General features: G+C 58.4%; 19 protein-coding genes. 14 read left to right on the top strand and 5 right to left on the bottom strand.

Annotated features, from left to right (window positions below; genetic code table 11):
• Positions 1–156: 156 nt before the first annotated feature.
• Entirely contained in the window at positions 157–1,062 is a 906-nt protein-coding gene (locus tag AB6V08_RS12940; protein ID WP_368543150.1) for a LysR family transcriptional regulator, read from the top strand.
• 25 nt (positions 1,063–1,087) lie between these two features.
• On the opposite strand, the gene AB6V08_RS12935 is transcribed toward AB6V08_RS12940, so the two are convergent.
• From AB6V08_RS12935 to AB6V08_RS12920, 3 genes are all read right to left on the bottom strand, one after another.
• A complete protein-coding gene (locus tag AB6V08_RS12935) occupies positions 1,088–1,516 on the bottom strand; it encodes an OsmC family protein (protein ID WP_368543148.1) in 429 nt (142 codons plus the stop codon).
• A gap of 282 nt (positions 1,517–1,798) precedes the next feature.
• Positions 1,799–2,491: a hypothetical protein gene (locus AB6V08_RS12925; RefSeq protein WP_368543146.1), complete on the bottom strand. Its 693-nt coding sequence runs from the start codon at positions 2,489–2,491 to the stop codon at positions 1,799–1,801.
• 63 nt (positions 2,492–2,554) lie between these two features.
• Positions 2,555–3,430, bottom strand: a complete 876-nt coding sequence (locus tag AB6V08_RS12920; protein WP_368543144.1) for a LysR family transcriptional regulator — start codon at positions 3,428–3,430, stop codon at positions 2,555–2,557.
• A 110-nt stretch (positions 3,431–3,540) separates the two neighbouring features.
• Here AB6V08_RS12920 and AB6V08_RS12915 point away from each other — a divergent pair, with 110 nt between their 5' ends.
• The 6 genes from AB6V08_RS12915 to AB6V08_RS12890 all read left to right on the top strand — a co-directional run bounded on the left by AB6V08_RS12915 (position 3,541) and on the right by AB6V08_RS12890 (position 9,972).
• Positions 3,541–4,392: a Vmh family MBL fold metallo-hydrolase gene (locus AB6V08_RS12915; protein WP_368543376.1), complete on the top strand. Its 852-nt coding sequence runs from the start codon at positions 3,541–3,543 to the stop codon at positions 4,390–4,392.
• A gap of 50 nt (positions 4,393–4,442) precedes the next feature.
• Positions 4,443–4,964 carry a VOC family protein gene (locus AB6V08_RS12910; RefSeq protein WP_368543142.1) on the top strand — a complete coding sequence of 174 codons (522 nt, stop codon included), beginning with the start codon at positions 4,443–4,445 and terminating at the stop codon, positions 4,962–4,964.
• 141 nt (positions 4,965–5,105) lie between these two features.
• The gene (gene bdm, locus AB6V08_RS12905; protein WP_368543140.1) at positions 5,106–5,321 is read left to right on the top strand and encodes a biofilm-dependent modulation protein; all 216 of its coding nucleotides are present in this window, start codon (positions 5,106–5,108) and stop codon (positions 5,319–5,321) included.
• Positions 5,322–5,415: 94 nt separating this feature from the next.
• Positions 5,416–5,553, top strand: coding sequence for a stationary-phase-induced ribosome-associated protein (sra, locus tag AB6V08_RS12900; RefSeq protein ID WP_368543138.1), 138 nt, complete (start codon positions 5,416–5,418; stop codon positions 5,551–5,553).
• Positions 5,554–5,728: 175 nt separating this feature from the next.
• Positions 5,729–7,426 (top strand): NAD-dependent malic enzyme, encoded by a 1,698-nt coding sequence (locus AB6V08_RS12895; RefSeq protein ID WP_368543136.1) that lies wholly within the window; start codon positions 5,729–5,731, stop codon positions 7,424–7,426.
• An 836-nt stretch (positions 7,427–8,262) separates the two neighbouring features.
• On the top strand, positions 8,263–9,972 hold the full coding sequence (locus tag AB6V08_RS12890; protein WP_368543134.1) for an ABC-F family ATP-binding cassette domain-containing protein: 1,710 nt from the start codon (positions 8,263–8,265) through the stop codon (positions 9,970–9,972).
• Between the two features lie 36 nt (positions 9,973–10,008).
• Here the strand turns inward: AB6V08_RS12890 and AB6V08_RS12885 are convergent, their stop codons facing one another.
• Positions 10,009–10,608, bottom strand: coding sequence for an inorganic diphosphatase (locus AB6V08_RS12885; RefSeq protein WP_368543132.1), 600 nt, complete (start codon positions 10,606–10,608; stop codon positions 10,009–10,011).
• A gap of 244 nt (positions 10,609–10,852) precedes the next feature.
• Here AB6V08_RS12885 and adhP point away from each other — a divergent pair, with 244 nt between their 5' ends.
• Entirely contained in the window at positions 10,853–11,863 is a 1,011-nt protein-coding gene (gene adhP, locus AB6V08_RS12880) for an alcohol dehydrogenase AdhP (RefSeq protein WP_368543131.1), read from the top strand.
• A 39-nt stretch (positions 11,864–11,902) separates the two neighbouring features.
• Here adhP and AB6V08_RS12875 read toward each other — a convergent pair whose 3' ends face one another.
• Positions 11,903–12,409 (bottom strand): Rrf2 family transcriptional regulator, encoded by a 507-nt coding sequence (locus tag AB6V08_RS12875; RefSeq protein WP_368543129.1) that lies wholly within the window; start codon positions 12,407–12,409, stop codon positions 11,903–11,905.
• Between the two features lie 199 nt (positions 12,410–12,608).
• On the opposite strand from AB6V08_RS12875, the gene AB6V08_RS12870 reads away from it, so the two are divergent.
• The 6 genes from AB6V08_RS12870 (at position 12,609) to AB6V08_RS12845 (ending at position 19,964) form a co-directional block, all read left to right on the top strand.
• Entirely contained in the window at positions 12,609–13,811 is a 1,203-nt protein-coding gene (locus tag AB6V08_RS12870) for an NAD(P)/FAD-dependent oxidoreductase (protein ID WP_368543127.1), read from the top strand.
• A 140-nt stretch (positions 13,812–13,951) separates the two neighbouring features.
• Positions 13,952–15,571 (top strand): TIGR04028 family ABC transporter substrate-binding protein, encoded by a 1,620-nt coding sequence (locus AB6V08_RS12865; protein WP_368543125.1) that lies wholly within the window; start codon positions 13,952–13,954, stop codon positions 15,569–15,571.
• Positions 15,572–15,581: 10 nt separating this feature from the next.
• Entirely contained in the window at positions 15,582–16,526 is a 945-nt protein-coding gene (locus AB6V08_RS12860; RefSeq protein WP_368543123.1) for an ABC transporter permease, read from the top strand.
• Positions 16,523–17,374 carry an ABC transporter permease gene (locus tag AB6V08_RS12855; RefSeq protein WP_368543121.1) on the top strand — a complete coding sequence of 284 codons (852 nt, stop codon included), beginning with the start codon at positions 16,523–16,525 and terminating at the stop codon, positions 17,372–17,374. The genes AB6V08_RS12860 and AB6V08_RS12855 overlap by 4 nt, the downstream gene beginning before the upstream one ends.
• Complete coding sequence (locus AB6V08_RS12850; RefSeq protein ID WP_368543119.1) at positions 17,371–18,978, top strand: dipeptide ABC transporter ATP-binding protein; 1,608 nt, start codon at positions 17,371–17,373, stop codon at positions 18,976–18,978. The genes AB6V08_RS12855 and AB6V08_RS12850 overlap by 4 nt, the downstream gene beginning before the upstream one ends.
• On the top strand, positions 18,975–19,964 hold the full coding sequence (locus tag AB6V08_RS12845; RefSeq protein WP_368543117.1) for a putative FMN-dependent luciferase-like monooxygenase: 990 nt from the start codon (positions 18,975–18,977) through the stop codon (positions 19,962–19,964). The genes AB6V08_RS12850 and AB6V08_RS12845 overlap by 4 nt, the downstream gene beginning before the upstream one ends.
• Position 19,965 lies beyond the last annotated feature (1 nt).

The following is a 19,965-nucleotide window of genomic DNA, read 5'->3' as shown; positions in this document are numbered from 1 at the left end:
GTCATTCACCTTCTTTTACGGGGTTTACGATGCCAGCAAAAGCGGTTGAAGGGGCTTTCGCTTGCGTTGGAGTTACTGTAGCGTTGCCGTGATTAGCAAAAAACCAGCAAAAATGAAAATGACTATTCACACAGAGAAATAATGAAGGGGGATAGCGTGGATCAGCTGATGGCAATGCGCGCCTTCACGCGCGTCGTGGAAACCGGGAGCTTTACGCAGGCGGCGGACTCGCTGAACATGCCTATCGCCACCCTGAGCAAGCTGGTGAAAGCCCTCGAAGCCCATCTTGAGGTGCGCCTGCTGCACCGCACGACCCGGCGCGTCGTCAGTACCCCGGAGGGCGAAGCCTACTATGAAAAAGCCCTGCGGGTGCTGATTGATATCGAAGATATCGACACCTCGTTTCGCGTTTCCCGCAGCACGCCGAAAGGCCACCTGCGCATCGACGTTGGCGGCTCTACGGCCCGGGACGTGCTGATCCCCCTGCTGCCGGATTTTATGCAGCGCTACCCGGACATTCGCATCGATCTGGGCGTAGCCGACCGGCCTGTGGATATGATCGGCGGCAACGTGGACTGCGTGATCCGCGGCGGACCGCTCAACGACTCAAGCCTGATTGCCCGCCATATCGGCGATGCGGAGATGGTGACCTGCGCCACGCCAAACTACCTGAAAAAATTCGGCGTCCCGGCCTATCCGCAGGAGCTATGCAACGGCCACCGGCTAGTGAGCTATCTTTCGCCCGTGACGGGCAGAGCCTTTCCCTTCCGCTTTCGCAAAAATGGCCAGACGCACGAAACGGTCGCGGCTCACTATCTGGGGGTAAATGAAAGCAATGGTCATCTGGCGGCATCGGTCGCGGGGTTGGGGATTATTCAGACGTTCAGGTATTCAGCCAAATCTTATCTGGCAGACGGGACGCTGGTTGAGATCCTTCAGGCATGGCGCCCGGCGGCGTACCCTTTTCACGTGGTCTATCCGCAAAACCGGCATCTGACGCATCGCCTGAGGGTGTTTATCGCGTGGATTGCAGAGGTATTTTCTGCGGCGTTGAAAGGTTAGCCGGGCGCGAGCCCGGCCAGATCGCTTAGTTCAGCGTATAGTCCAGAGTGATTTCTGCTTTCAGCAGCTGCGACACCGGGCAGCCGGCCTTCGCTTTCTGGATAATGCCGTCAAACTGCTGCGGATCGATGCCCGGCACTGTGACCTTGCTTTGCAGGGCAACTTTAGTGATCGCAAAACCGCCGTCGGTTTTGTCCAGCGACACGTCCGCCGTGGTGTCGATAGAATCAGCGGTATACCCCGCCTCGCCCAGCATCAGCGACAGCGCCATCGAGAAACAGGCCGCGTGCGCCGCACCGATCAGCTCCTCGGGGTTAGTCCCTTTCGCCCCTTCAAAGCGGGTGTTAAAGCCGTAAGGTTGCTGATTAAGGACGCCGCTCTCCGTTGAGACAGTCCCTTTGCCGCGTTTAATATCGCCAGACCAGTGCGCCGAACCGTGCTTATGAATCGTCATTCTTGCTCTCCTTTTGGCTTACAAAGGGTTAAGTATAGAACATCGTTCAGGAACGTTCGGTAACGCAGATAATTCCTGGTAAAGCGCGAGATTACACTTTGACAAAGCGATAAAAAACGACAATCACAAATATGAAAAACAAGGGAACAAGCCAGACTGGGCTATCTGGAAATAATAAGCCCTGAACCAATGCAAAAATGAGGGTAAGCACCGCAGGGCCGTAATACGAAACCAGCGAATGGAGAATTCTCCTGAAAAATCTTTTGAGTGAATACATGATTTTTATCCAATCATACGGGCAATTATTTCTGCAATTTCATCGTCCGATGACCAAAGCGCATTTAGCGCGTCAGCCCGGACAAATAAGGGTTCAATCAGGAAGTACATCATTTCCAGCTCCTGTGCATAGAGAGCTGAATAGTAGGCCGGACAAATAGTGTGAAGACGATTGGCACTGTCTGCTGCTTTCTGAACCAGGCCATATATTCCAATGAGAGCTACTACCCCGCCTGCTCTGCGCCCTGCCAGAGCGCTGAACTCAAGACTGAGATTCATCCCTCCTGCAACAAGGCAAGCCGTTGCCAGTGCAAACCCGGCGTTGGTAAGTGAGCTGGCGGCGACATGGATGTTTACCGCCATAAGTCTTTCACGTATGTGCTCTAAACTCTCGTGACTTTTGTGGCTGAGTATCACTTCGAAATATGATTTGAGCATCTCAAATACAATATCTGTATACTTAAGAAGATTAATCACGCCGTTTCTGAATCTAATATCTTCTGTTTTATGCCGCTGACAGACGTCGTTATATTCCTCCGTAAAGCAGGATGCGTAATACAAGGCCCGCGTTGCACCCTGGCCTATCGTTTCAATCTGACGAGAAACAGCATGACCCACACTCGATAATGCATATTCGAGCTTTAGCGCCAGAATTTTATTCGCCTGTAAATAATCGATCGTTTCATTGCTGAAATTCATAGCAGCTCCTTGCTATTTATTAAGTCCATTTTTCACGAGCGGACGGGAAATTTCCGTCAAATCCTAACGTAAATAACGCACAATTTCATCCAGGAAGACCCTGAGCGATGCAGGCTGATATTCTCGCGATTGGTAAATGCCATAAATATCGAGGCTAGTGGGTTTAAGCTGTGGCAAAACAGGCACCAGCTTTCCCTGCTCCAGCGCGCTCTGCGCCTCGCGTTCCGGCAGCATGGCGATACCGCAGTGGTTAATTGCGGCGTCCATCAGCAGCGAAGAGATGCTGGCACTCAAATTACCGCTCACCGCCATGGAAACAGGTTCGCCCTCCTGGGTGGTAAAGCGCCACGATTGCCCGGCAAAAAAGCTGTAGTGCAGGCAATTATGGGCCGTTAAGTCCTCCAGCCGCTGCGGCGTTCCGCTGTGGGCAAGATACGCCGGGGACGCGCACAGCACCGAGCGGCACTCCCCGAGGCGACGGGCAATCATTCCCGGCTCCGGGTTATCGGTTATCCGAATGGCGACGTCAATGCGCTCCCCGACCAGGCTTACCGGATGATTATTCACGTCCAGCTCAATGCGCAGCTGCGGGTAGCGCGACAGCAGATCCGGCAGCACCGGGGCAATCATATGGATGGCGGTAAAGTGCGCGCAGGCCACCCTCAGCGTGCCCGCCGGTAAATCGCTGGCGGACTGGTCTTCGATCTCCTGGGAAAGCTGTGAAAGCGTGCGGGTTTTCAGCAGCACTTTTTCCCCCGCGGCGGTGAGCGTCAGCTTGCGCGTTGAGCGGTTGATCAGCCGGGTTCCGGCCCACTTCTCCATCTGCTCCAGGTAGCGGCTCACCATCGGACGCGAAATGCCCAGCGCGCGGGCTGCCGCGCTGAGGCTGCCCAGCTCGCATATCCGGTTATAGACCTGGGCGGCGATGACACGATCCATGCTTCACTCCATTTGCTCGATTTATGAAACTAAGCATGTCCTGTTTCAGGAATTCTGGCAAATCGAGATATCCGTACAATAGAGACTTTCCTGATAACAGAGACACTATGATGAAGCTCACCCGCCTTGCCCTCCTCGCAACCCTGTTTACGCCTGCGGTGTTTGCCGCGCCGTTAACCATTGATACCTATAACCCGCAGGAGAAAGGCATTTTCGCCGTCTCCTCAACGCTGGTTTACGGGCCAACCGAGGCCGTGCTGTTCGACGCCCAGTTCAGCGTCAAGGACGGCGACGCGCTGGTGGAGAAGATCCGCAAAAGCGGCAAGACGCTGAATAAAATCGTCATCACCTCCGGCGATCCGGACTTTTACTTTGGCCTGCAGCCGCTGGTGAAGGCGTTCCCGAATGCCAAAGTGGTGGCCACGCAAAAGGTAGTTGATCACATCAACGCCACAAAAGCGGCCAAGCTCGCCTTCTGGGGCCCGCAGATGAAAGACGGCGCGCCGACGCAGCTTATCGTGCCGCAGGTTATCGCCTCGACGACCTTCCTGGTGGACGGTGAAAAAGTGGATATTGAGCAGCCGGACAGCTACGCCGCCTACGTGTGGATCCCGTCAGCCAAAACTATTCTGGGCGGCACCGGCGTCTCCTGGGGCATTCACCTCTGGACGGCGGATACCCAAACCAAAGCGAGCCGTCAGCAGTGGCAGCAGACTCTGGACGCCATGGCGGCGCACCAGCCAGAGCGCGTGATCCCGGGTCATTACCTCGGCACGCCGCCAGCAGGCACCGCAGCCATCGACTTTACCCGCACCTACCTCCAGCAGTTCGAACGGGCGCTGGACAAGCATAAAGATTCCGCCAGCGTCATCGACACCATGAAAAAACAGTGGCCGAACCTTGCGGAAGCCAGCTCCCTCGAATTAAGCGCCAAAGTGAACACCGGCGAGATGAAGTGGTAATAACCTGATTTTCTCCTGCTATATTTATATTTTTATAGCAGGAGAAATATATGCCCTCGACAGTAAGAGGCATCGACCATATTGGTATTACGGTGCCGGACATTGAAAAATCCACGCAATTTTTCGAGCACGCCTTTGGCGCAAAGGTTTTATATCAGTCGCTGGATTCAAAAACCGATAATATTGACCACGCATCCCAGCAGCACACCCTGAGATTATTCCCGGGCACCCGCATCCGCGCCATCCGGATGCTCGCCATGCCGCACGGCCCCGGCGTCGAGCTTTTCGAAATGCACGGCCCGGAACAGGGTATGCCCGCCCGCGCCAGCGACTTCGGCCTGCAGCATTTTGCTGTGTATGTTGATGATTTTAATCAGGCCATCGCCGCGTTCACGGAAGCCGGCGGGGAGATGTTTACCGAGCCGAAGCCCCTGACCTTTGCGGATGAACAAGGCGAAGGCAACGCCTTCTGCTACGGCCAAACGCCCTGGGGCAGTATTATCGAATTGATCTCCTGGCCCTCGCCGATGCCATACGAAAAAAAGACAAATTTACGCCGCTGGAAGCCCTGATTTTAATTTCCAGGGGTTGAATATGATAATTTTATTTCCAGGATGAATCTGAACCACAACGGCAAAAATATTTGTCACTCTGTTTTTGAATCAGGATTTAAGCAAGCCGTAACATTAAACAGATAACGACACGGAGGCACTATGTTTACTTATTACCCGGCACACACAACATCTGCACAACCTGAGCTCGTCAACGCGATCGCGCAGGGTCTTCACGCCGAGCACGGTGCTGTGACTGAAGATGACATTTTGATGGAGCTAACCAGGTGGGTGGAAGCCACGGACAATGACATCCTCAGTGACATCTACCAGCAGACCATTAACTACGTTGTCAGCGGGCAAAACGCACCCTTGTAAAAACCTGCTAAGCTTGATCGGCAACCTAAGGGATACATTTCTTCCGCACATGCGGAGTTGTCCTTAAAACTATCAACAGGATTGAGGAGTACATATGAAATCAAACCGTCAGGCACGCCATATTCTGGGACTGAACTATAAGCTCTCTAACCAGCGCAAAGTCGTGGTTGAGGGCGACAGCGAAACGCAAATCGCGCACGCCACCGGCAGAAAACGCCACACCGGCCAGTAAGTTCCCGTCAGAAATCCACAACACCATCGGCAAAACCGATGGTGTTTTTGTTTATGTGTTGCGGTAATTAATATTTTGCTCCTCTATAATACTGCCCGACCGCGCCCCGCAGCACAGGCCAGAAAGATGACAAACGCAGTGTCAGGGACGGATCTTCATAAAAAGAGTGAGTGACATGGACAACAAACTGAAAAAACATCGTTCCCTATATATTCCGTACGCCGGACCCGTTCTGCTTGAATTCCCCCTGCTCAACAAGGGCAGCGCCTTCAGTATGGAAGAGCGCAGCAGCTTTAACCTGCTCGGGCTGTTGCCTGAAGTGGTTGAAACCATTGAAGAACAGGCGGAACGCGCCTGGATCCAGTATCAGGGTTTCAAAACTGAAATCGACAAGCACATTTACCTGCGCAACATTCAGGACACCAACGAAACCCTCTTCTACCGCCTGGTGCAAAACCATCTCGAAGAGATGATGCCGGTCATTTATACCCCAACGGTCGGCGCGGCCTGTGAACGCTTCTCTGAGATCTACCGCCGCTCCCGCGGTGTGTTCATCTCCTATCAAAACCGTCACAACATGGACGACATTCTGCAAAACGTGCCGAACCACAACATCAAGGTGATCGTGGTGACCGACGGCGAGCGCATTCTTGGCCTGGGCGACCAGGGCATCGGCGGGATGGGCATTCCAATCGGGAAGCTGTCGCTCTACACCGCGTGCGGCGGCATCAGCCCGGCCTATACCCTGCCGGTGGTGCTGGATGTGGGTACTAACAACCAGCAGCTGCTGAACGACCCGCTGTACATGGGCTGGCGCCATCCGCGTATTACCGACGACGAGTACTATCAGTTCGTTGATGACTTCATCCAGGCCGTTAAGCACCGCTGGCCGGACGTGCTGCTGCAGTTCGAAGATTTCGCGCAGAAAAACGCGATGCCGCTGCTCAACCGCTACCGCGATGAGATCTGCTCCTTTAACGATGATATTCAGGGCACCGCCGCCGTGACCGTCGGTACGCTGATCGCCGCCAGCCGCGCAGCGGGCAGCCAGCTGAGCTATCAGAAAATCGTCTTCCTGGGCGCAGGCTCTGCGGGCTGCGGTATCGCCGAGCAGATCATCGCCCAGACCCAGCGCGAAGGCTTAAGCGAAGAATTGGCGCGCTCCCGCGTGTTCATGGTTGACCGCTTCGGCCTGCTGACCGACGGGATGCCGAACCTGCTGCCGTTCCAGACGAAGCTGGTGCAGAAGCGCGAGAACCTGAAAAACTGGGATACCGACAACGAGGTGCTCTCCCTGCTGGACGTGGTGCGCAACGTGAAGCCGGATATTCTGATCGGGGTGTCCGGCCAGACCGGGCTGTTCACCGAAGAGATCATCCGCGAGATGCACAAGTATTGCGAACGCCCTATCGTGATGCCGCTGTCCAACCCGACCTCCCGCGTGGAGGCGACGCCGCAGGACATCATCGCCTGGACCGAAGGCAACGCGCTGGTTGCTACCGGCAGCCCGTTCGATCCGGTCGTGTGGAAGGACAAGGTTTATCCTATCGCTCAGTGCAACAACTCCTATATCTTCCCGGGCATCGGCCTTGGGGTGATCGCCTCAGGCGCATCGCGCATCACCGACGAAATGCTGATGTCGGCGAGCGAAACCCTGGCGGGCTACTCGCCGCTGGTCAACGACGGTGAAGGCCTGGTGCTGCCGGAGCTGAAAGATATCCAGAAAGTGTCCCGCGCTATCGCGTTTGCGGTCGGCAAAATGGCGCAGCAGCAGGGCGTGGCGGTGAAAACCTCTGCCGACGCGCTGCAGCAGGCCATCGACGACAACTACTGGAAGCCGGAGTACCGGAGCTATCGCAGGACATCGATTTAATAGATGTGGAATGGCTCCTTCTTGCAGTGTGCAGAAGGGGCCACCGAAGCCGTATGTTCCCCTCACCCTCTCCAAAAGGCTGACAAATATTCAGTATTTTTTTTAACTCTCGAAGCGACAGATTTTTGGCTTAAGAATAAACCGGTTACAGCGACGCCCTGTTCCGGCTGAAAATCGCCGAAGCGTTTACGGAAGGCCGGGGCGACGCGCATGGATGCGCGGCGAGGGCGGCTTTACAGGGACGTTTCATCCGCCCGCCCCGATAAGCCTGGAGCAAACGCTGAGGACAAAATTGCCGGGAGCAATTTTGGACAGCGCTTGCGCTGGCCCCGAAGGGGTGAGTCCCATGGATGGGACGAACAATCCCCGAAGCGGCGATTTTCTTGCCGGGAGCCCGGGTGGTCAGGGCGGCGGCGACTGAGCCGCCCTGACACGTTCACAGGTATTGTGGCGACAGAGAAGCAGGGAACGAAAGGTGAACGGAATAACCACCGAAGCCGTATGTTCCCCTCACCCTAACCCTCTCCCCGAAGGGGCGAGGGGATTGTTCTGTGCAAACGTCACACTAGCCAAACCCCCATTCCCCCGCTACACTCCCTTCACCCATTAATCTACTGAATATATAAGGAGGCCAATTATGCTGTACTGTGAAATTTTCAATGTTTCACATACATTTGGTGATCGCACCAGCTCAAGCGTTATCGGTATCGTGCTGCGATAACTTCTGCTTGAGCGAAGACACCAACCCCTGAATCCCTTCTCTCGGGCTTACTGAGTTATCGTCAGCGATGTTTGACGAGGCATAAACATGCCTGTAACTCTTGGGTAAGCAACAAATGAGCACTTTACTCACTGCACAATCTTTACGCGTTGATACGGCGTTTGGCACGCTCTTCGACTCACTCTCCTTTACGCTGAAAAAAGGCGACCGCATTGGTCTGCTGGGCGATAATGGCTGCGGCAAAAGTACGTTGTTAAAGGTACTGGACGGCACTGACACCCCTGCTGCCGGAACGGTGGCGCTGGCCGGACACTGCCTGATGGCGCGCGTTGAGCAACATCTGCCGGAGGCGATCTATCCCCTGACCATGCTGGACGCGGTGCTGGCTCAGCTGCCGCAGGCCGAACGCGACAGCCTGCGCTGGAAAGCCGAAACACTGCTGGCGGGCATGGGCTTCACGCCGCAGGACATGGCGCTGCAATCGGCCACCCTCAGCGGGGGGCAACACACCCGCCTGCTGCTGGCACGGGCGCTCATCAGCGAGCCGGATCTGCTCCTGCTCGACGAGCCGAGCAACCACCTCGATCTGCCAACCATGCTCTGGCTGGAGCAGTTCCTGCAAAACTGGTCCGGCAGCTTTGTGCTGGTGTCGCACGACCGTCAGCTGCTGGATGCCGTCACGAACGGCAGCTGGATCCTGCGCGACAAGACGCTGCACTACTTCGCGCTGCCCTGCACGGCGGCGCGGAACGCGCTGATCGCGAAAGATGAAACTGACGCCCTGCGCCACAAGGCAGAGCAAAAGGAGATCGACCGCGTCACCGCCAGCGCAAAACGGCTGGCAACCTGGGGCAAGGTCTACGACAACGAAGACCTTTCGCGCAAAGCCAAACAGATGGAAAGACAGGTTGAACGCCTGAAGGAGAGCCAGACCGAGCTGACGGCAGGCAGCCAGTGGACGTTAACCCTGCGCGGTGATGCGCTGCGGGCGGATCGTCTGCTGGAAATGGACAGCCTCGACGTGCCGCCGGCACCGGGACTGCCCGCGCTGTTTAGCGTGGACGTGGTGCGCATTAAAAGCGGCGACCGGGTCGCGATAGTCGGGCGCAACGGCTGCGGGAAATCGTCCCTGATGAAGCTCATCTGGCGGCAATTTATCAGCGGCCAGCTCTCCGACGCGCTGAAAATCCACCCGCGCGTGGCGATGGGCTATTACGACCAGACGCTGCACCAGCTGCCGGACGAATCCTCGCTGCTCGACGCCCTGGAGCCCTTTGCCCCTGCCCCGCAGGATCGCAAAATGGCGTTAATCAGCGCCGGCTTTCCGTGGGCGCGCCACGGGCAAAAGGTCAGCACCCTCAGCGGCGGCGAGCGATCTCGCCTGCTGTTTGTCGGCCTGACGCTGGCCCGCTACAGCCTGCTGATGCTGGATGAACCGACCAACCACCTGGATATGGAAGGCAAAGAGGCGCTGGCCGACACCCTGCAACAGTTTGAAGGCGGCGTGCTGCTGGTGAGCCACGACCGTCAGCTTATCAGCCAAAGCTGCAACCGCTTCTGGCTGATTGAGGACGGTAAACTGAGCGAGTGGCACGATGCCCAGGCGGTATTTGAACGCCTGCGCGAGGGCTCGGGCATCGCGCAGCCAGAGGAGATCGTTGCGCGTGCAGAGGCGCACTCTTCGCCTTATGACGATTTACTGGAAAGGCTGGTCGCCCTGGAAACGCTGCTGGCGGAGGATTTGGCGCGCAAGCCGAAGCATCAGAAGCCGCAGCTTCAGGCGCAATGGTGTAAAGAAATAGAGGCTCTGGAAGCTCAGCTGTAACTCTGTGCCCGGCGGTAGCCGCGCCGGGTCAGTTTTTTACTGCGGGTTTTTCGCTTTCCAGGCATCCCACGCCTGCTTAATTTCCTGCTTCGCCGCCGCCGCATCGTTAAAGCCGCTCAGCTCCACCTTCTTGCGCCCTTCCGGAAGCTGCTTATAGACGCGGAAAAATGATTCCAGGCGCTGCACTTCAATTTTCGGCAGATCGGTCAGCTCTTTGATGTCGTCGTAGGTCGGGTCGATTTTACTCGCCGGCACCGCCACGATCTTGTCGTCCTTCTCGCCGCCATCCACCATTTTCAGCACGCCGATGGCGCGCAGCTTAATGAGCGTGCCCGGAGCCATCGGGGCGCGGGTGTAGAAAATTACGTCCAGCGGATCGCCGTCACCGGCCAGAGACTGGGTCAGCGAGCCGTAGTTGACGGGATACGCCACCGGCATGGACTGGAAACGGTCGGCCACGATAAAGCCGGTTTTGGCGTCGGTTTCATACTTGATGATGCCGCCTGCCGGGATCTCGGTTACGGCGTAGAACTCCTCCGGGTTGTTTTCCGGCTGAGGGAAATCGAGGATGTTTTGCGCGTGAACGGAAGCGGAAAGCAGGACGCTGATTGCGATAAGTTTTTTCACCAGATGCATTGTCTTTTAACTCTTCGGTTATTTGGAAGACAACACGTTACGTTTGAAGAATGACAGAACCATGACAGTTTTTTGGCAGTTTTATTCCCCACCATTTATTAGAGGATCGTCGTATTCTTAATCTGAAATCGTGGCAAATTATAACATTATGTTGCCACTGCCTTGCATTACAGCGCCAAACTCTTAATCCTTAGTGAGTACCACACCTGCTATGCAGATACTCATCATGAACAAGGAGAAACACATGAAGGCTGCTGTTGTCACTCAGGATCACCACGTAAACGTCACCGAGAAAACCTTACGCCCTCTGAAGCACGGCGAAGCGCTGCTGAAAATGGAGTGCTGCGGGGTTTGTCATACCGACCTGCACGTAAAAAACGGTGATTTTGGGGATAAGACCGGGGTGATCCTCGGCCATGAAGGGATTGGTATCGTTAAAGAGATTGGCCCGGGCGTGAACTCGCTGAAAGTAGGCGACCGCGCGAGCGTGGCCTGGTTCTTTGAAGGCTGCGGCCACTGCGAATACTGTAATACCGGTAACGAAACCCTGTGTCGCGACGTGAAAAACGCGGGCTATTCCGTGGATGGCGGTATGGCTCAGGAGTGCATCGTGACCGCAGACTACTCGGTAAAAGTGCCGGATGGTCTTGATTCTGCCGCGGCGAGCAGCATCACCTGCGCCGGCGTCACCACCTACAAAGCGGTGAAAATTTCCCACATCAAGCCTGGCCAGTGGATTGCGATTTACGGCCTCGGCGGTCTGGGCAACCTGGCGCTGCAGTACGCTAAAAACGTCTTTAATGCCAAAGTGATCGCCATCGATGTGAATGACGAACAGCTGAAGCTGGCGGCCAGCATGGGCGCGGATTTGACCGTGAACTCGCGCAGTGAAGACGCCGCCAAAGTGATCCAGGAAAAAACCGGTGGCGCACACGCTGCGGTGGTGACCGCGGTGGCGAAAGCCGCATTCAACTCGGCGGTGGACGCCGTTCGTGCCGGTGGCCGCGTGGTTGCGGTTGGCCTGCCGCCGGAATCCATGAGTCTGGATATTCCACGCCTGGTGCTGGACGGTATTCAGGTGGTCGGTTCGCTGGTCGGCACCCGTCAGGATCTGCAGGAAGCCTTCCAGTTTGCCGCCGAAGGCAAGGTTGTGCCGAAAGTGACCATGCGTCCGCTGGAAGATATCAACGCCATCTTTAAAGAGATGGAGCAAGGGCAAATCCGTGGCCGTATGGTGATTGATTTACGCTCTTAATTCCCCTGAGCCGGGCGGTCATTTCGCCTGCCCGGCCTGTTACGACGAACGTCGGTCTGCAATCCACTCCTGCACCTCTATCTGGAACGTATCCGGTGCTTTACGGTACATCTTGCGCGCCAGGTCGAGGATCGTGTGTCGCGACAGCTCCTCTTCCATTCGCTGCTGTGCGTTGTCCATTACCGAACGCACGCCGCACGGCCCCTCGCAGACCCAGGCGGGCGGCGTTTCGTCGAACACCGCTAACCGCTGCCGCACTTCCCGACATTCAAACATGTTCTTTTCGCCGTCGATGGCGTGCGCCACGTCCAGCACGGAGATCAGCTCCGCCGGGCGCGCGAGCTTAAATCCCCCGCCCTTACCCTCGGTGCTGCTGACCAGCCCGGCGCGGGACAAACGGGTGAAAATTTTGCCCAGATAGTCATAGGGCACGCCCTGAAGGGCGGCCATCTCTCTGACGCTCATCTCGCGCTCGTTGCCTTTTGCATCCACCATACACATCAGGCTGTGAATGCCGTATTCCACGCCGGAACTGTAAAAAGCCATGGTTAACTCCGAAGTCATTATTCCGGGTAATTATAGCGATGTTTACGAAAGGTTAAACACTTCAAACTCCCCAATGCTTTAATCCACTGAATTCCCACGACCTTAAACCTTAACTCAGAAAAAAGTTGTCGCAGTTGACTCCGACAAGTATAGTTGCAGTTATGTCAGGCATACAGCCTGAAGACCAAAAGGATCGAAGATGAAGAAGCAAATTTTAATTGTAGGCAGCGGGTTTTCCGGCATGTGGGCGGCCGTCAGCGCGGCTCGACTGGCCGAGCTGGAAAAGAGCCATGAGCTAAATATTACCGTGCTGGCCCCCGTGCCGGAGCTGCGCGTTCGCCCGCGTTTTTACGAGGAGAACGTCTCCACGCTGGTCGCCCCGCTCAGCGATTTGTTTGCCGAACTGGATATCAACTTCATTGCCGGAAGCGCAGAGCGCATTGATTCAAAAGCAAAAACCGTCTGGTATCGCGACGCGCAGGGCAACACCTCTTCTGCTGCCTACGATCGCCTGGTGCTGGCCATGGGCAGCCAGACCCGACGCCCTGCCGTCGCCGGTCTTGCGGAGCACGCCTTTGATATTGACCAGCTGGAATCCACCCAGGTGTTCGAAAAACACCTTGATTCGCTGACGGCGCGTCCGTCTACCCCGGCGCGTAATACTGTCGTGGTGTGCGGCGGCGGCTTCACCGGCATTGAGCTGGCGACCGAACTCCCTGCCCGTCTTCGCGCGCGCTTTGGCGACGATACGCAGACTAAAGTTATCGTAGTAGAGCGCGGAGCGGCAATCGGCGGTCGTTACAGCGCCGGGCTGCGTAACACGATAGAGGAAGCCAGCAGCGAGCTTGGCGTGGAATGGCGTCTGAACAGCGAAATCGAAGCCATCGATGCCGAAGGCGTGACGCTGAAAAACGGGGAGCGTATTGCCTCCTCTACCGTGGTGTGGACCGCTGGCGTAGAGGCGAACGCCCTGAGCCAGCAGATTGACGGTAAACGGGATAATCAGGGGCGTTTAAGCGTGACGGAAACGCTACAGATTCCGGGACATCCCGATATTTTCGCGACCGGGGATATGGCCCACGCCAAAACCGACGACGCGGGCAATACCGCGCTGATGACCTGCCAGCACGCCATTCAGCTCGGTAAGTTTGCCGGGCACAACGCCGCGGCGAGCCTGCTGAACGTCGAGCCCTATCCTTATCGTCAGGTGAACTACGTTACCTGCCTCGACCTGGGGGCCTGGGGTGCGGTCTATACCGAAGGCTGGGAGCAGGCGGTGAAGTCGGTGCGCGAAGAGGCGAAGAAGATCAAAATCGCCATCACTAACCAGCTTATCTACCCGCCCGCAGCCGACAAAACCGTGGCCTTTGCCGCCGCCGACCCGCTGGCGAAGTTTGTCTAGCCCACTCCCCGCGCCCCTTCGCCGGGGCGTTTTTATTTTCAGTTTCCGGCAATCCTTATCTCAATTCCTTTGTTCCCTTGCTTTCAGCCGCGCCCGATGATGGCTGCGACGCTAACAAGAAGATAACAAAGGAATTCACCATGCAAACCCCCTTTCGCCTGCCGCTCCTCACGGCGCTCATTCTGGCAACAACCGCGGCCTATGCGGCAGATGCGCCCGTCAAAGGCGGCACGCTGATCTATCTGGAGCAGCAGGCGCACACCAACCTTTATCCTCCCGCGGGCGGGTTTTACCCCAACGGCGGGATCCTGAACCAGATCACCGACAAGCTGACCTGGCAGAACCCGAAAACCCTCGAGGTTGAACCCTGGGTGGCGGAAAGCTGGACCACCAACGCCGATAAAACCGAGTACACCTTTAAAATTCGCCCCGGCATTACGTTCTCTGACGGTACGCCGCTGGATGCCGCCGCCGTGGCGAAAAACTTCGATACCTACGGACTGGGCAACAAGGCTCAGCGCCTGCCGGTGTCGGAGGTGATCAACAACTACGATCGCAGCGAAGTGGTCGATCCCCTAACCGTGAAGTTCTTCTTCAAAAAACCGTCGCCAGGTTTCCTGCAAGGCACCGCGACCATCGGTTCAGGGCTGGTGTCGCTGAGCACTCTGAAGCGCAACTTCGAAGAGCTGGGCGATGCCCGCCATATCATCGGCTCCGGGCCGTTCGTGGTGAAGGATGAAAAGCTTGGTCGCGAAGTGACGCTGGAAGCGCGTAAAGACTACCGCTGGGGGCCGAAAAACCTGCCCCAGCAGGGCCCGGCAAACCTCGACGGCATTAAGTTTATCGTCACCCAGGAGGACAGCGTGCGCGTGGGCGCGCTGCTGGCGGGCCAGGCGGACTTTATCCGCCAGGTGCAGGCCTACGACGAAAAGCAGGCCACCGACCAGGGCTATAAAATCTACGCGGCACCGACCCGCGGCGTGAACGACAGCATCAGCTTCCGCCCGGACAACCCGCTGGTGGCGGACGTTCGCGTGCGCCAGGCATTGCTGCACGCCACCAACGCGAAACAGGTTGTGGAGACCCTGTTCTCCCCTAACTATCCGCAGGCCAAATCGGTTATCGCCGACTCCGCCGCAGGCTTTGTCGATCTCAGCGATAAGCTCGCTTTCGATCCGGCAAAAGCCAATAAGCTGCTGGACGATGCGGGCTGGAAAACGGGCAGCGACGGGATCCGCGTGAAGGACGGGCAGCGTCTGGCGCTCACCATTTATGAATCTCTGCCGCAGCCGCAAAACAAAGAGGTTTTACAGCTGATTGCGCAGCAGTGGCGTCAGACGGGCGTAGCGCTCAGCGTCAAGGCCGGCGATGCCGGAAGCCGCACGCTGGATAACCTCGACCCGCTAAAAACCCCGCTCACCGTGTCGGAGGTGGGCCGCGCCGACCCGGACGTGGTGAAAAGCATGTTCTACCCGGCAAACCGCGACGCGCTGCTGCAAAAGGGAGGCTCAAGCGACAAGGTGAAGACCTTCCGCGACGACAGGCTGAACGATCTGCTGGTGAATATCTCTGCGGAAGTGGATCCGCAAAAGCGTCTTCAGCTTACCGGAGATGCCCAGCGCTACCTGCTGGACAACGCCTACGTAATCCCGATTTTCGAGGAGCCGCAGGTCTTTGCCGGTGCCCCCTGGCTGAAAGGCGTGAGCTTTGAAGCGGTAGGCCGCCCGTCGTTCTACGGCGCGTGGATTGAGAAACACTGAGGAGCCGCCAATGCGCCACACACTTCTTCAGCGTTCAGGCCACGGGCTGCTGGTGCTCTGGGCCGCCTTCACCCTCTCGTTCGTGCTGCTGCAGGTGCTGCCGGGTGACGCGGTGCTGATTAAATTTCAGAACCCGGATCTCGGCCTCAGCCCGGCGCAGATCCAGGAGATGCGCGTGGCGTACGGGGCCGACAGCCCGCTGTGGCAGCAGTATGTTCATACGCTGTTTGCCATGCTGCGCGGGGATTTTGGCTATTCGCTACAGGCGGGCGTCCCGGTGAGCGAGCTGATCGCCAGCAACCTGCCGGATACCCTAAGCCTGGCGCTTCCGGCGTTTGCGCTGGCGGTGGTGCTGGCGTTTACCCTGGCCTTCGCCTCGCGGCTGCCCGGTTTACGCTGGCTGAGCAATACCATCCAGTCGCTCCCGGTGCTGTTTATCTCTCTGCCCACCTTCTGGCTGGGCATTGCCCTGATCCAGCTGTTCTCTTTTCAGCTACGGCTGATCCCGGTGATTAACCCCTCGCCGCTGCAGGGGCTGATCCTGCCGATCGTGACCGTCGCCATCCCGATCTCCGCGCCGCTGGCGCAGATTTTAATGCGCAGCCTGGACCAGGTTGCGGCGCAGCCTTTCGTGGCCGTCGCCCGCGCCAAGGGGCTGAGCGAAACCGCCGTGCTGTGGCGACACGTCACCGGCAACGCCCTGCTACCGGTGCTGAATATCGCGGGTTTGCTGCTGGGCGAGCTGATTGCCGGGGCGCTGATCACCGAAACCGTCTTTGGCCGAAGCGGCCTGGGGCAGCTCACCCAGCAGGCGGTGAATAACCAGGATATCGCCGTGCTGCAGGCGGTGGTAATGATTTCGGCGCTGGGTTTTGTCCTGATTAATCTGCTGGTGGATCTGCTGATGCCGCTGTTCGATCCCCGTCTGCATACCCTTACCGGAGGTGCATCATGAGCCTTGTCGATTACGCCGCCGCGGCGCGCAAGCGCGTGCCCCAGTGGCAGGCCTTCTCCTGGCAGCCCGGCTTATGGCTGGCGTGGGCGGTGATTGCGACCGCCGCGCTGGCGGCCTTCGCCCCGGGGCTTTTCACCCACTACAGCCCGATTGAAGGCATTGCCGGCGCGCAGCGTCTGGCGCCGCAGGCCGGGTACTGGCTGGGAACCGACCAGCTCGGGCGGGACGTGTTCACGCGCATCGTGTACGGCGCGTCGCACTCCCTGAGCGCGGCGCTGGCTGCCGTCAGCCTTGGGCTGGTGGTGGGAACCGGTATCGGCGTCATTGCCGGGGCCTTTGCCGGACGCGTGGAGTCCCTGCTGATGCGCTTTGTTGACGTCCTGCTCGCCATTCCCTCCCTGCTGCTCTCGCTGACGGTGATCATTTTGCTCGGCTTTGGCACCGTCAATGCCGCCATTGCGGTGGGCGTGGCCTCCGTCGCCAGCTTTGCCCGTCTGGCGCGCGGTGAGGTGGTGCGCATACGCCATAGCGATTACGTCGAGGCGGCGTTCGGCAGCGGCGGCACGTTTTTGTCCGTCCTGTGGCGCCACATTCTGCCCAACTCCCTAACCGCGGTGCTGGCGTTTGCCACCCTTCAGTTTGGTCAGGCGATCCTGGCGCTCTCTACCCTCAGCTTCCTTGGCTACGGCACGCCGCCGCCCGTGCCGGAATGGGGATTGCTGATCGCCGAAGGGCGTAACTATCTTTCGACCGCCTGGTGGCTCACCACCTTCCCCGGCGTTGTTGTTATCGCCGTGGTGCTGGCAACCAACCGCATCAGCCAACAGTTCAGCGGAGGCCGCGTATGACCGTTCTCTCAGTTGAGGATCTCAGCATTAGCTACCGCACCGGCCGCCGCTGGCAGGAGGTGGTGCATCACGTCAGCTTTAGCCTGAAGCGGGGCGAAATGCTGGCGTTCGTGGGCGAATCCGGCTCCGGCAAAACCACCACCGCGCAGGCGATCATCGGCCTGCTGGCGGACAATGCCCGTCGCGACGGCGGTAAAATTGTGCTGAACAATGAAGACATCAGCCGCTGGTCAGCCAAACGGCTCGACGCGCTGCGCGGGGCGCGAATCAGCCTGGTGCCGCAAGATCCGGGCAACTCCCTGAACCCGGTGAAAACCATCGGCGCGCAGGTGGGGGAAATCCTCCAGCTGCATCAGAAAATATCCGCCAGGGCGCGGGATGAGCAGGTGCTGGCGCTGTTAACCAAAGTCGGCCTGAGCCATCCGGAACAGCGCATGAAGCAGTACCCGCATCAGCTTTCCGGCGGCATGAAGCAGCGCGTGCTGATTGCCATCGCCATTGCCCTGCGCCCGGACGTGATTATTGCCGACGAACCGACCAGCGCCCTGGACGTGACGGTGCAAAAGCGCATTCTCGACCTGCTGGACGTGCTGCGCCGTGAGTCCGGCACCGCCGTGCTGTTTGTCACTCACGATCTGGCCCTCGCCGCCCAGCGCGCCGACCGGCTGCTGGTCTTCCGCCACGGCGAGGTGCAGGAACAGGGCGCAACGGCGGATATCGTGCGCGCGCCGCAGCACGCCTATACCCGCCAGCTGCTGAGCGATTTGCAGGGGCAGCGTTTGACCATCGCCCCGGTGTCCGGCCGTCCGCTGGCGTCCCCCGCCATTCGCGCCCTGTCGATTGGCAAGCAATTTTCTCTCGGCAATGGCCATCGTCTTCAGGCGCTCGACGACGTCAGCTTCGAAGTGACGCGCGGCAGCACCCACGCGCTGGTTGGCGAGTCGGGATCGGGAAAAACCACCCTCGCCCGCATCCTGCTTGGGTTTGAACAGGCCGACAGCGGGCGGGTGGTGATTGATGATATTGACGCCACCACCTTAAGCCACGAGGCGCGCCGCCAGCTGCGGCAGAAAATTCAGTTCGTGTACCAGAACCCCTTCGCCTCGCTCGATCCGCGCCAGAGCCTTTTTGAGATTATCGAAGAGCCGCTGAAAAACTTTGCCCGCATCCCTAAAGAGGAGCGCAAGGCGCGGGTCGAAACCGTGGCGCAGCGCGTCGCGCTGCCCGTCGAACTACTGAACCGCACCGCGCGAGAGCTTTCCGGCGGTCAGCGCCAGCGGGTCGCCATTGCCCGGGCGCTGATCCTCGAGCCCACCATTCTGGTGCTCGACGAGGCCACCTCCGCGCTGGACGTCACCGTGCAGGCGCAAATTCTGGCCCTGCTGCAGCAGCTTCAGCAGCAGCTTGGTCTGACCTATCTGTTTATCACCCACGATCTGGCGACCGTTCGCCGCATCGCGCACAGCGTTACGGTGCTGCGCGGCGGCCAGGTTGTTGAACATGGCGCGGTCGATACGCTGTTTGCTTCGCCGCAGAGCAGCTACACCCGCGAATTGATTGATGCCATCCCCCATTTTTCACCCGCTACGGAGGAGTTCGCATGACGCGAAAACGCCTGGGATTTTTCACCCGCCTGCTGGACGTGGCGACGCCTAAAGAGCGCTACCGGCTGGCGACAGAGCAGATCCAGCACGCCGAGCGCCACGGCTTCGACAGCGCCTGGATTGCCCAGCACCATTTCCACGAGCAGGAAGGCGGCCTGCCGTCGCCGCTGCTGTTCCTCGCCCACGTGGCGGCGCACACGCAAAAAATCCGTCTGGGCACCGCCATCATCACCCTGCCGATGGAAAACCCGCTGCGCGTGGCGGAAGATGCCGCGGTGCTGGATCTCCTTTCCAACGGACGGCTGGAAGTGGGGTTTGGCTCAGGCGGCACGCCGACCTCGTTTCTGCCGTTTGGCCTGACGTTTGCCGAACGCGCCGCGGCGTTCGCTGAGAATCTGCACGTCATCCAGAGCGCCTGGGGCGGGGATTCGCTTACCCATCCCGATAACCATCTCTACCCGCCCGCCCCGCAGCTTAACGGGCGGATCTGGATAGCGACCTTCTCGGTGGACGGCGCGGTTCGCGCGGCGCAGGCCGGACACGGGCTGATGCTGTCCCGAACGCAGCCGCGCCCGGCGAACCAGCCGGAACTTACCCTGGACGCGATTCAAAACCCGATCGTGGATGCCTATCTCGACGCCCTGCCTGCGGGCGTTGCGCCGCGCATTCTGGCCTCGCGCACCGCGTTTGTCGCCGACAGCGATGACTACGCCCTGCAGGTTGCCGCCCCGGGGTTAACCAAACAGGCCGCCCAACACCGCGCTGCCGGGCATCAGGTCAAGGGGGATAGCGTGACGGACTATCGCCGCCAGTTTGACGCGCACGTTGGCGCGCCTGACGCGGTGCTGGCCTCGCTGAAGGCCGACTCGGTTCTGGCGCGCGCCACCGACATTTCCTTCCAGGTGCATTCGGTTGAACCTTCGCACCAGGACACCCTGCGCTCAATTGAACTGATTGCGAAACACATTGCCCCCCACATTCTTTGAG

It is taken from the genome of Enterobacter soli (genome assembly GCF_964208575.1).
Taxonomy (GTDB): domain Bacteria; phylum Pseudomonadota; class Gammaproteobacteria; order Enterobacterales; family Enterobacteriaceae; genus Enterobacter; species Enterobacter soli_A.
The sequence above is the reverse complement of the archived record's forward strand: the minus strand, read 5'-3'. Positions and strand labels throughout refer to the sequence as shown.

Excerpts from the sequence above, each read along its gene's own strand:
- AB6V08_RS12855 (WP_368543121.1), top strand. The coding sequence starts at position 16,523 with ATGAGCCTTGTCGATTACGCCGCCGCGGCGCGCAAGCGCGTGCCCCAG.
- AB6V08_RS12850 (WP_368543119.1), top strand. The coding sequence starts at position 17,371 with ATGACCGTTCTCTCAGTTGAGGATCTCAGCATTAGCTACCGCACCGGC.
- AB6V08_RS12925 (WP_368543146.1), bottom strand. The coding sequence starts at position 2,491 with ATGAATTTCAGCAATGAAACGATCGATTATTTACAGGCGAATAAAATT.
- AB6V08_RS12870 (WP_368543127.1), top strand. The coding sequence starts at position 12,609 with ATGAAGAAGCAAATTTTAATTGTAGGCAGCGGGTTTTCCGGCATGTGG.
- AB6V08_RS12845 (WP_368543117.1), top strand. The coding sequence starts at position 18,975 with ATGACGCGAAAACGCCTGGGATTTTTCACCCGCCTGCTGGACGTGGCG.
- sra (WP_368543138.1), top strand. The coding sequence starts at position 5,416 with ATGAAATCAAACCGTCAGGCACGCCATATTCTGGGACTGAACTATAAG.
- AB6V08_RS12895 (WP_368543136.1), top strand. The coding sequence starts at position 5,729 with ATGGACAACAAACTGAAAAAACATCGTTCCCTATATATTCCGTACGCC.
- AB6V08_RS12920 (WP_368543144.1), bottom strand. The coding sequence starts at position 3,430 with ATGGATCGTGTCATCGCCGCCCAGGTCTATAACCGGATATGCGAGCTG.
- AB6V08_RS12860 (WP_368543123.1), top strand. The coding sequence starts at position 15,582 with ATGCGCCACACACTTCTTCAGCGTTCAGGCCACGGGCTGCTGGTGCTC.
- AB6V08_RS12865 (WP_368543125.1), top strand. The coding sequence starts at position 13,952 with ATGCAAACCCCCTTTCGCCTGCCGCTCCTCACGGCGCTCATTCTGGCA.
- AB6V08_RS12915 (WP_368543376.1), top strand. The coding sequence starts at position 3,541 with ATGAAGCTCACCCGCCTTGCCCTCCTCGCAACCCTGTTTACGCCTGCG.
- AB6V08_RS12890 (WP_368543134.1), top strand. The coding sequence starts at position 8,263 with ATGAGCACTTTACTCACTGCACAATCTTTACGCGTTGATACGGCGTTT.
- AB6V08_RS12935 (WP_368543148.1), bottom strand. The coding sequence starts at position 1,516 with ATGACGATTCATAAGCACGGTTCGGCGCACTGGTCTGGCGATATTAAA.
- AB6V08_RS12875 (WP_368543129.1), bottom strand. The coding sequence starts at position 12,409 with ATGGCTTTTTACAGTTCCGGCGTGGAATACGGCATTCACAGCCTGATG.
- AB6V08_RS12885 (WP_368543132.1), bottom strand. The coding sequence starts at position 10,608 with ATGCATCTGGTGAAAAAACTTATCGCAATCAGCGTCCTGCTTTCCGCT.
- AB6V08_RS12910 (WP_368543142.1), top strand. The coding sequence starts at position 4,443 with ATGCCCTCGACAGTAAGAGGCATCGACCATATTGGTATTACGGTGCCG.
- bdm (WP_368543140.1), top strand. The coding sequence starts at position 5,106 with ATGTTTACTTATTACCCGGCACACACAACATCTGCACAACCTGAGCTC.
- adhP (WP_368543131.1), top strand. The coding sequence starts at position 10,853 with ATGAAGGCTGCTGTTGTCACTCAGGATCACCACGTAAACGTCACCGAG.